Source organism: Streptomyces sp. AC558_RSS880, from assembly GCF_019049255.1.
Classification (GTDB): Bacteria; Actinomycetota; Actinomycetes; order Streptomycetales; family Streptomycetaceae; genus Streptomyces.
Map to the genome: position 1 here is coordinate 1 of NZ_JAGMUJ010000093.1, position 9,205 is coordinate 9,205.

Here is a 9,205-nt window from a genome sequence, read left to right on the forward strand (position 1 = left end):
GGATCAGGTAAGCCATCAGACCCAAGAACCTCCCTCCAAATTCTTCCCGACTGAATCGGGGATACGACAAGGCGCCTCATGGCGCACTGCCAGCGGTCCGCGACCTGGACCGCCTGTGGAGCTCCGACGGTGGCACCTTCGGCGAAGAACGGCGCCCGGTCACGGCAGATCACCTCAACGCCCGGCCGCGCGGCGAGCCAGGCCGCCAGGCTGGACGCCTCCCGGTCGGGCAGCAGGTCGATGGGGCGGCGGGTCTCGATGTCGATGAGGACGGTGCCGTAGTGGCGGCCTTTCCGGGTCGCGTACTCGTCAACGCCGACAACCCGTGGTGCGGCCACCTCGGGCTCGGGAAGCGCGTCCACCAGACGAAGCACTGTGCTGCGACTGACGGAAACGCCGAGAACGTCGGCGAGGCGGGCCCCGGCCCGGCCCGCGAGCGCCAAGCCGACCGACGCCAGGGTCGAGCGCAACCGTTCGGTCCGCTGACTGTGCCGACGCGTCAGGCCCGGTATCTGCTCGACAAAGGTACGGCGTGCGCAGTCCGATTTTCCACAGGTGAACCGTCGGACCTTCAATCGAAGGACAACCCGTCGGCCTCCGCTGGGAAGATCAGCAGGAAACCGCAGATAGGAACCGTGAACCCGGTTCGACCAGGTGCCACAGACCGGACACACGGCGCCGTCGGCGGTGCATAGTGCGTCAACGCGCACTATCGCGATGTTCACGTCTACCGACAGCACCGCGACGGCTGCGATCGACGGGAACAGCAACTCCTTGAGCCGGAGCAGGACCTCTTCCACGGCCCTGAACATTCAGCCCAACTGCGTTGCCCAGGGATCATTTTCAGGCGACTTCACCCACACCTCGAAGAGGGCCAGTAGTCACGGAGAGTGGCCGTCTCACAGAAGTTGAGCCAGAGCCCAATCTCGTGAACAATCGCTGCTCAACGTCGTGAACAAAGCCACACCTGTGGGGTTTGTCGGCATTCCAGTTGATGACCATGCGGACGTCCTTTACGAAATGACGTAGTGGCCCAGCTCGCGCAGCGCGTCGGCGGTGCGCTCCACGTCCTCGGGGTCGTGGCCGGTCGGGCGGGTGTAGGCCTCGACCTCGTTGTTCCAGGTGAAGCCTTGGGCGGTAAGGGCCTGTTCGGTCTCGGGGGTGAGGTCATCGCCGGAGCGGGGCGCGACGACCAGACCGTGGGCGGGGTCGGGGGTGACCAGATACACCGGTCCTCCTTTCCCCGTGGGCCGCCGGGGCGGTCGGCGGCCCACGGGCCGGGTGGGACGCGTCAGCGGGTGACGGTGATCGTGTAGTCGGCGTCCAGGACGCCCAGAGCGGCGCGGATGGCGGCGCGGGTCTCCGGGCTGGGCTCCGAGTACGGGAAGTCCAGCGCGTGCACGGCGTCGTCCAGGTGGTCGTCGGGCATCGGCAGCCGGTATCCGCTGCGGTAGAGGGCGACGGCAGTCGCGGTGGCGACCCGGCCGCGGTTGTAGGCGATGGCCTCCTCGGCGCTCACGCTGGTGCCGAACGCCTCGCGGGCGGTGGGCGGCAGCGCGGCGATGCCGGCGGTGAAGCGGCGAGCGGGAAGGCGCAGACGAGACGGGCGCAGGGCGCGGCGCAGCGATCGCAGCATGGCAACTCCTGAGGCTGGAAACGAGAGAGCGGGGCATCGCCCCGTGGGCGGGGCGACAGTGAGGTGCCCGGAACTTCACTTTCTATAATAGGTTTTCTTTAGTGGCTGTGAACCCTCCCCTGACCTGCTGTTTTACTCCCATGGCACCTGGGTGAGGGCGGTGAGCATGGGGATCATCGAGTCGGGGCGGCCGCAGGCGTCGACCTGGACCCATTCCCCGGAAGGGCCGACGGTCGCGGATAGATTGTCGGTCTGGGCGGGGCCGTGTTCTCCGGCGGGCCTGGGGGTGTGCTGCCAGGTGATCCGGGTGCGCCGGTGTTCTTCCTCGATGCGGGCGCCGGGGAGCGCGGCGGCCACGGCTGCGGCGACGGCGCGGCGGGCGCGTGCCTCGGCCTGCTGATAGGCGGTGAGTCGGGCGGCCTGCTCCATGGCCTGGGCGTGCAGCGGATACAGTCGCCGTTTGATGTCGCGGGCGACATGAGCCGCGCTGATCGTGCTCACCTGGATCGACGGTGCCGCCACCTGCTCCTCGTTCGGGAGGCCGGCGAACACCTGCAGCCGCTGCGGGCGGTGGGCGTCGGGCTGGCACAGCCGCAGGGCGCGGTCCTCGTCGTCAACGATCAGCCGGGCCAGACCCCGGGCGTACTCGGGCAGCGGCGCGGTGCGGCAGTGGGTCCCCAGCGCGGCGGCGACCGCATTGGCGAACGCGTCGAACTGTTGCTGGGTCTTCAACTCCTCGGCCATGACGTGCTCTCCTCCTGCATTACCGGGTGTTTAGGGGCGGTCGGGCCTGCGAGCAGCCGCAGCCTGGGCGCGGGTGGGGCGGTCGGCGGCCTCCTGGCGCCGGACGGCGTCGCGGCGGTAGTCGTCGGCGGTGTATCCGGTGTCGCACCACGGTTTGCACAGCTGGCCCGGCGGGGCGCCGCACGTCTCGCAGTGGTCGTCGAAGTCCTCGGGGCGCCACGGGCGTGGCTGGCCGGTCATGCGGCATCACCTCTCTGGTCAGGGCGTGGTGGTCCACAGTTGGGGGCCGGTGCCGGCGCGTGCGTTGACGCTCGGGCGTACTGGCATGTCGCGGTAGTCGGACACCCGTACGTAGCCGCCCGGTTCGGTGTCCAGGCGGATGACGTCTCCCTCCTGCTCCCATGCGGCGATCAGGTCCGCGGGGAGGGTGCTGATGTCGTCGGCCTGCACCTGCGCTGCCCAGACGGTCAGTTCCTCGCTGTAGACCTGCCGCCACTCGCGCAGGACGAACAAGAGCTGACCGAAGTCGTCGACCAGGGCCAGCGCGCGGGCCTGGCCGAGGGCCGGGCACTCGGCGAACCGGGGAACGTCGGGTCGGGTGCGCTCACCCAGACTCATTAACCAGCGCATGATCAGACCTTTCCTTCGATGCGTGCGGGGGCGCCCCGGGGGGGGGCCTGCTGGCAGGCGCCCCGGGGGGAGAGGGGTTAGGGGCGGGTGAGGTCGTGGTGGATGCGCTCGCTGGTCTGGCGCGCTTCGCGGCGGGCCTGGTCGGCTGCGGCCTGGGGGCTGGTGGCGTAGACAACGTTGACGCTGCCGAAAGCGGTCTCGGCGTCGCTGGCGTGCTGCTCGTGGGCGTCGGCCCGGGCGTCCGGGTCGGCCGGGGCTTCCTCGACGTGCCAGACGTCCACCCTGCCGTCGCCCTTCCACTGACCGACCACGAAATACGGACGCTCCACCTGCGGCGCGGCGCTGCCCGGGGCCGGTCGGTGACCGCGTGAGCGGGTCCGTGCCTGGACGCGCAGGGAGGCGGCTTCGGCCTGGGCGCGGCGGGCGTACTCGTACTCGCGGGCGGCTGCGGTGCGGCAGTAGGGGCCCCGCCACTGCTCGACTGCGACGGTGCGGGACAGTGAGCCGGGGTAGTCGGCCAGCATCACCAGCAGCACCAGGTGCGGGGAGGCGGTGAACCAGCGCGCAACGGTCCACCAGGCGGCCACGGCTGCGCGCCGGGCGGGGCGGGCGGCCCGGGCTTCCGCCTCAAGGCGCGCGGCTTCGGCCTGGTGGTGGGTGACCGACCAGTCCAGGAACCGCAGCAGGGCGGGGGTGTCACGCTGCCGGGAGGCGGTGAGGATGGCGGGCAGGTCCTCGCGCTGCATGACGTGCTCGGCGCAAGCCTGCAAGACGGCGGTGAGCGTCGCGGCCGTCTTCGGGGACGGCTCGTGACCGGCGGCGGTCTCCATCGGGTAGACCGACACTTCGGGGCGGCCCACAACGTCGGCGTACAGCTTGAGGCTTCCCCGGTAGCCGCTGCTGCCGCGGGCGAGGCGGGGCAGCGCGTCGTCGGGGGCGGTGTCCTGATAGGCGTTGACGGGGCCGAGGCAGGCGCGCACGGCGGTGAACCGGTCCCAGTGCTGAGGGCGGTGGGTACCGGTGACGTGCACCTGGCCGCGCATCGCGCCGCCCAGCTCGAACACGACGGCGTCATCCTGGCGGGGGCCGGCGGTGGCGTGCACGGGACCGGCCGGGGTCTCGATAGTCAGGCTGTCACGGTTCATGGACGGTGCCTCCTGGGCGTTCGCGGCGGTGGCTTTCGGAAGACGGCCCCCGGCGGAGCCGGGGGCCGGTGGAGAGGACGGGAGCGCTGGCGTGCTGTCCGGCGACCCGTGCCGTCACCCTGCGGCGACGGCACGGGCGGTCGTCTTGCCCTAGCTCTCCGCCAGGAGGCGCGAGAGCTCCTCGTCGAGACACAGGTGACCGTGCTCCGTGCCGGGCGGCACGGCGGCGGCCGTGCGCTCCAGGAAGCCCTCCAGGACCCGCGCCGGGGCGTGGAGCAGCGCCTCACCCTCGGGGGAGGTCAGGGCGATGCACACGACGTCCAGGCCACGACTGCGGCACGGCCAGAGCTGGACGTCACCGATCCCGACGGGGCGGTGGAGGCCGGCGGTGAGGAGTTCGCGGGCGAACACCCATTCCACGGCTTCCTCGGTTCCGGTGTGGAAGGCGGCATGCACGGCGTAGGGGTCGGCCGTGTCGTACCGCAGACTCGCCCGGACGGGCAGGGAGGACTCACTCGACAGAATGAGGCGCAGGTGCAGTTCACAGGTGACTGTGGCGTCCACGGCAGGGCCTTTCGCTCAGTGTGTGCTTTCGGGCTGGCCGGGTGGGCCGCCGCCCACCCCTGGGGGGAGGGGCGCGGGCGGCGGCTGCGGGGAAGGGGTTACTCCTGCGGGGGCTTGTGACGGCGCAGGTTGTTCCGGTCGGTCAGGGTCACTTCCTTGCCGCAGGGGCATTCGCCGTAGCGGCGGCCGTGGAGGTGGAAGAACTTCGGGCCGGTGTTCTTGGCGTTGACGGTGCGGATGGTGCCGGGGACCGGGGCGGTGTTGGTGCAGTAGCCGTGCGCGGTGACGGCGGGCTTCTCAGCCATGGCGGGTCTCCTCCTCGGTGTCGGTGATCTGGGGCAGGGCCGGGGCGCGGTAGGCCTCCCGTCGTACGGCGGGGCCGCCGGGGCAGGGGGTGAGGGCCTGCTGGAGTTCGGCGGTGTCCATGGGGTGCAACCACCCGCCGCGTACGGTCCAGGCACACGCGCGGGGGTGGGGCTCGGCGGCCGTGGTGGCAACCAGGACGGCGCTGCGCACCGTGCTGCCCTCCAGCGCGAACACCATCAGCGTGCGCAGCGCGGCGTAGTCGGTCTCGTCCAGCACGGTCAGGCGCACCGGATCGGTTCCGGTGGAGAGGTCGGCCTGCCCCCGGACGAACGTGTCGTCGGTTCGCTCGGCCACCAGGTTCAGCGCGTGCTCTCCGTCTCCGAGCGCCAGGATGACCAGGGCGAGCGCGGTCAGGGTGCGGCTCATGGCGGCCGCGATGGCGGCGTCATCGGGGCGTATGAGTTCCGGGCGTGCGGGCATGGTGCGGCTCCTCACGAATCGGTGCCTGGCGTGCTGCGGGGCTCCTTGGCGGTCGGTCAGTACAGGTCACCGATGACTTCGGCGATCGCCCGGCCGATGAACGCGGGGTCGGCGCCGTCGGGCTCGTAGGGCAGGTGGGTGCTGTCTCCTGCGAAGTCGTTGCGCAGGTACAGGTGACCGGCCTCGCACACACCGACGGTGAAGGGGACACGGTCGGGGCTGCGCAGGTGCCCGGTCGTCCCCCACGGGCCGGGCAGCACGGTCCACTGGTCTCCCAGGAACTCAAGGGCGGCGCGCGCCACGGTGTAGAGCGAATGCGACTGCTGCCTCGACTGCTCGAAGTAACTCCTGGCCATAAACGGCGGCTTCCTCTCTGACTTCCCCCGCGCAGCGGGGTGCTCCGGGCTGCGCCCGGAGCCAGGGGGCGGCGCGCTGCGCGCGCCGGGGTGGGGTCCCCTGCGCTGCGCTGCGGGGACCGGGTGGGCACGCGGGCTGCTGCGCAGCCGCGCACGGGGCGGGTGCGCTGCGCGCTCCCTTTCTCGGGTGGGGCGCTGCGCGCTTGAGGGGTGGGGCCCGCGCGGGCCGGGGGAGGGGAGGGGGGACCCCGGCCCGCGCGGGGGTGGTGGGGTTAGCCGTGCGCGGCGGCGGCCGTGAGGGCTGGCAGTGCGAGCGCTTCGAGGGCGGCGGCCTGATCGGCGTCGGTGAGGGTCTGCGCGGTGGAGGTGACGGCGTTCATCACGCCCCCGGCCGTCATCTGACCGCCCCGGATGAAGTGGGAAAGGATCATGTCCTTGGCCTCGGTGCCGATGCTGAGCGACTTGGTGACGTGCTCGATCGCCTTCGTCGGCTCGGCCAGCGCCTTACCAGCGGCGTCCTCCACCGCGCGCACCTTGGCCTCGACATACTCACGCGACAGGAACGTACGCACGGCGTCGGCGGTCTTGGACGTGATCAGCTCCAGCGTCTTGCGCTGCGTCTCGCCGGACCACGAGATCACGCCCTCGTCCTGCCTGCCTCCCAGATGCACGGCCCGCATGACGTCCTTGGCCTCGGTCAGACCGTTGCGGCACACCTGGATCACCGCGCGCGGGGTGATCGTGTACGCCCCGGAACCGACCTCGCTGTTCGTGATGACGAAACCGGCCGAGATCATCGGCAGCTCGTCACCGCTGCGCCCGTCGAACGGCGACCGGTACCCGCGCAGCAGCGCACGGGCCTGAACGGCGACCGCCTCGGACTCCACCCGCACGTACATGCGCCGGTCGGTCAGGTCGCACCCGGTCACCCGGGTCGGGTGGCCGGACTGCTTCACCCCGTCCAGCGCGGCCACCAGCATGTCAAGGTTGTCCATCAGCTTGTAACTGTCGGACAGCAGCGCACGCGCCACACCCTCGGCCGGCGGCATGCCGGGGCCGTTCTCGCCTCGGAACGCGCGCAGCATGAAACGCCGCTCCGGGGCGTCGCGGAGCCAGGAGTTGACGTTCTCGTCCAGCAACGGCACGTTCTCGGCGCGCATGCGGCGCAGGTAGGCCAGCGGGATGCGCAGCTTGTCCGCGACGCCCTCGTCGGCCACGGCGGTGGGCCGGTAGATCCCGTCCACCTCCGTCACCCCGTCCTCGGTGATCAGCGACTCCACACCCTCGACGTGCACGTTGCCCTCACGGAACCGCAGCGCGGACGCGGGAGCGATCACGTCCAGCTTCCGGCGGTTCTGGTCCTCCAGGATCCGGACCAGGTCCGAAAGCTCGGCGTTGCGGGCACCGGTGGGGGCCACGTTCATGGCGCGCTCGGCGAACTGCTGAGTCATGTTCTCCCCTTCGTGGCGGTCCGGGGGCGGGGCCACCGCCCCCGGACGCTGCGTTGATCTCTGCGGAGCCGGGGGGCGGGGCCACCGCCCCCCGGACTAATTCCATAATAGGGATTCTATGGGGTGTGTGAATCCCCCCTCTGACCTGGCCTTTTACTCCATCGTGCAGTATTCGGGCAGGGGGGTGATGCTCACTCGTCGTGCGTTCTTGACCACCGGTACGGGCACGATGCCGCGTATCTCGCACAGGTCGTAGCGCAGCTCGGGCGTCCCTCCGAACGGGTCGGCGTGCGCGTGGATCGCGCTTACCCAGTAGCTACCGTGACGGCTGGTCAGACTGCCGTGATAGTCGACCTTCTGCCACAGCACCGGCCCGGCGTGCTGCGGGTCCAGACACCGGGCAACGGCGATAACGACCGGGTCGGCCATCCGCTCGGCCATCAGCAGGACGAACGCCCGCGCGACCGTGGTGCGGTCGACCGGCACATCGGCCAGAGCAGCACCCGTGTGCCCGGTACGCACACCCATCGCCCACCCCAGCTCGAAGAACGGCCGCACCATCTCCAACTGCTCCTGCGGCACCCGCTGCGACTCCGGGCCACCCATACCACGCGCCAGCTCCCGCAGCGCATAAGCGGCCTGCTCCTGCTCGGCCACCGTGAGCGGCGCTCCGGCCTCCTCGACCTGCTCCGCAATCCGCGTGCTCTCCATGACTTCCCTTCCTCTCTCACTGCTGCCGGACGGAAAGGGGGCGTCCCGACCAGGACGCCCCCTGGGCGGACTACTTCAGGAACCCACGCGTCCGCAGAAACTCGGCCGTCATGAGCGCGATCCCGTTCGGCTTGTAGATCTGCGGGAAGCGGCGCATCTCCACCTCGGTGCGCCCCTTCTCGTCCGGCTCGATGAACTCGTGGACCAGACGGTACGGCTGGTCACCCACCGGCATTTCCAGCACGACCGGACCGACCTTGGTGTCGAACCGAATTCCGGTGTAGTTCGCGTCCACGTTATGCACGACCTTTGCACCCATCCGCGCGCACATGAGCGGCAGGAAACCCGCGATGGTTCGGGCCTGAATTGCCAGACCCGTCATAGGCGCATCCTGACCGCCACGCACCCGGCGAACAATTCCACCAGAAATGCTGATCTCCATTTTCTCCCCTTCGTTGATCGGCGTGCGTTCCGGGGGGTCGCCTCCCCCCTTCGCTTCCCATAATAGCGCCTTAGGGAGTGATGGGGAAGCGTGTTGCGCTGGATGTTGCGCCATGACGTTGCGCTGGACGTTGCGCTGGACGTTGCGCTGGATGTTGCGCCCCCTCCTGGCCGGCTTCTCCATTCCCGCAGGTCAGCGGACCATTTACGCCTGGTCGGGCTGCTGACATCCCCTCTGCTGCCACTCTCCCTGCCCCAATGAGAAAGGAGGGGGCGGGTGCGGGCGGTGCGGCGGCATCGGGAATCAGGACCCACAGTTTTGATTGCGCGTCGGCGGAGCCTCCGCGCTCGGGTGCTGACGCACCCGAATAGCGCACGGCGGCGACCGATTGGAAGCTGGGCGCACATTAGGGTCCGCCCCATGAGTCAACCGGGACGACGGCTCACAGGCCGTTACGGAGCCACGGGACCATTCCAGACTCGATCGGATACCCGCTTTGAAGCACTCGGAGGGAGGGGAGGTGCAGTTTCGCCAAAGCTACATGCTGTATCAATCACGCCCTCGGCTCCCCTTGTTACTGCTCGGGCCGGAGGCCCGTTGTCTGGCCGCGCGCAGCGTGGACAGACCCGGTGCGGGAGCACAGCCCCGCACCGCTCCGGGAGCGCAGCGAACGGAGCGTTAACCTGTGTGCGCAGCACGCAGGTTGAGCGGGACGCGCAGCGTCCCGCCAGCGCTCACGC

General features: G+C 70.2%; 14 protein-coding genes. All 14 read right to left on the reverse strand.

The window, feature by feature from the left end; genetic code table 11:
- The coding region (locus tag KUM38_RS27550) for an ISL3 family transposase (RefSeq protein WP_308409061.1) at positions 1-800 on the reverse strand (800 nt) is incomplete at its 3' end.
- A gap of 213 nt (positions 801-1,013) precedes the next feature.
- A complete protein-coding gene (locus KUM38_RS27555) occupies positions 1,014-1,229 on the reverse strand; it encodes a hypothetical protein (protein WP_217133013.1) in 216 nt (71 codons plus the stop codon).
- A gap of 62 nt (positions 1,230-1,291) precedes the next feature.
- On the reverse strand, positions 1,292-1,636 hold the full coding sequence (locus KUM38_RS27560; protein ID WP_217133015.1) for a hypothetical protein: 345 nt from the start codon (positions 1,634-1,636) through the stop codon (positions 1,292-1,294).
- 132 nt (positions 1,637-1,768) lie between these two features.
- The gene (locus tag KUM38_RS27565; RefSeq protein ID WP_217133016.1) at positions 1,769-2,380 is read right to left on the reverse strand and encodes a hypothetical protein; all 612 of its coding nucleotides are present in this window, start codon (positions 2,378-2,380) and stop codon (positions 1,769-1,771) included.
- Between the two features lie 30 nt (positions 2,381-2,410).
- A complete protein-coding gene (locus tag KUM38_RS27570; protein WP_217133017.1) occupies positions 2,411-2,620 on the reverse strand; it encodes a hypothetical protein in 210 nt (69 codons plus the stop codon).
- Between the two features lie 18 nt (positions 2,621-2,638).
- Complete coding sequence (locus tag KUM38_RS27575) at positions 2,639-3,010, reverse strand: hypothetical protein (protein ID WP_217133020.1); 372 nt, start codon at positions 3,008-3,010, stop codon at positions 2,639-2,641.
- A gap of 77 nt (positions 3,011-3,087) precedes the next feature.
- The gene (locus KUM38_RS27580) at positions 3,088-4,155 is read right to left on the reverse strand and encodes a hypothetical protein (protein WP_217133022.1); all 1,068 of its coding nucleotides are present in this window, start codon (positions 4,153-4,155) and stop codon (positions 3,088-3,090) included.
- Between the two features lie 150 nt (positions 4,156-4,305).
- Positions 4,306-4,719 (reverse strand): SsgA family sporulation/cell division regulator, encoded by a 414-nt coding sequence (locus KUM38_RS27585; RefSeq protein WP_217133024.1) that lies wholly within the window; start codon positions 4,717-4,719, stop codon positions 4,306-4,308.
- Positions 4,720-4,817: 98 nt separating this feature from the next.
- A complete protein-coding gene (locus KUM38_RS27590) occupies positions 4,818-5,024 on the reverse strand; it encodes a hypothetical protein (RefSeq protein WP_189598573.1) in 207 nt (68 codons plus the stop codon).
- Entirely contained in the window at positions 5,017-5,505 is a 489-nt protein-coding gene (locus KUM38_RS27595) for a hypothetical protein (RefSeq protein ID WP_217133026.1), read from the reverse strand. Before KUM38_RS27595 ends, KUM38_RS27590 begins: the two co-directional genes overlap by 8 nt.
- 56 nt (positions 5,506-5,561) lie before the next feature.
- Complete coding sequence (locus KUM38_RS27600) at positions 5,562-5,861, reverse strand: hypothetical protein (RefSeq protein ID WP_217133029.1); 300 nt, start codon at positions 5,859-5,861, stop codon at positions 5,562-5,564.
- Between the two features lie 272 nt (positions 5,862-6,133).
- Positions 6,134-7,312 (reverse strand): DUF932 domain-containing protein, encoded by a 1,179-nt coding sequence (locus tag KUM38_RS27605; protein ID WP_217133031.1) that lies wholly within the window; start codon positions 7,310-7,312, stop codon positions 6,134-6,136.
- Between the two features lie 153 nt (positions 7,313-7,465).
- Positions 7,466-8,023 carry a hypothetical protein gene (locus tag KUM38_RS43025; RefSeq protein WP_217133034.1) on the reverse strand — a complete coding sequence of 186 codons (558 nt, stop codon included), beginning with the start codon at positions 8,021-8,023 and terminating at the stop codon, positions 7,466-7,468.
- Positions 8,024-8,093: 70 nt separating this feature from the next.
- On the reverse strand, positions 8,094-8,648 hold the full coding sequence (locus tag KUM38_RS27615) for a hypothetical protein (protein ID WP_254397838.1): 555 nt from the start codon (positions 8,646-8,648) through the stop codon (positions 8,094-8,096).
- Positions 8,649-9,205: the final 557 nt, after the last annotated feature.